Below are 817 nucleotides of genomic sequence, written 5' to 3'. Positions count from 1 at the left end.
CGAGCCAAGCGCCACTCCGGCCGGCTGCGTGTGCTCGCTGCATCGCCCCACCCCCACCAGTCCCAACCCTGTGGACTATGTGATGGGTGACGAGAACCTGTGGCACACCGACTTCAGCGTACCGGGGTTGATCGACGTCGAATGGACCCGCTACTACCGCTCCAGCATCGACGAACTCGATGACAGCGAGCTTGGCGCCCGCTGGAGCAGCCCGTTCCATACCCGCTTCGAGGCCCAGGGCGAGCAGTTGACCTTTATCGACAGCCTGAACCGCGCCCTGCCCATCGACCCCCTCGAGGTGGGCGGCAGCCGCTTCCTGCCGCGTGAAAGCGTGACCCTGGAACACCCCGACAGCGAGCACTACCGGCTTCACTATCTCGACGGCAGTCAGGAGCTCTACCGCCGCATCGGCAAGTCCGGGCGGGGCGAGCGCGTCCACTTCCGCCTGGTCGAGCAGCGCGAGCGCGACGGCCGCGCCCTGCACCTGAGCTATCGCCAGGGCCGACTGGACCGGCTGACCGACGGCGCCGCCCTGCTGCTGCGCTTTCACTACAGCAGCGCGGGACTGCTGGCCAAGGTGGTGCGCCACTATCCCGGGGCGGGCGTCGGCAAGGACATCGGCAAGGACGTCACCAAACACAACGACGAAGCCGCCGAGGCGCACGAACCCGAGGTGCTGGTCCGCTACCAGCACAGCGCCGACGGTGATCTGATCGAAAGTCGTGATATGCGCGGCTACACCCGCGAGTACCAGTACCAGCACCATCTGGTCACCCGCTACACCCATCGCAGTGGCCTGGCGGTGGAGCTCGAGTGG

Annotated in this window: 1 protein-coding gene; it reads left to right on the top strand. The window is 67.0% G+C overall.

The window, feature by feature from the left end; genetic code table 11:
• Window positions 1–817: DUF6531 domain-containing protein (locus tag C9F12_RS22195; protein ID WP_205254757.1), on the top strand; the 817-nt coding region annotated here is incomplete at both ends.

Source organism: Halomonas sp. BN3-1, from assembly GCF_003056325.1.
Taxonomy (GTDB): Bacteria; Pseudomonadota; Gammaproteobacteria; order Pseudomonadales; family Halomonadaceae; genus Halomonas; species Halomonas litopenaei.
Note: the sequence above shows the minus strand (reverse complement) of the source record. Positions and strands in the feature narration are given on the sequence as shown.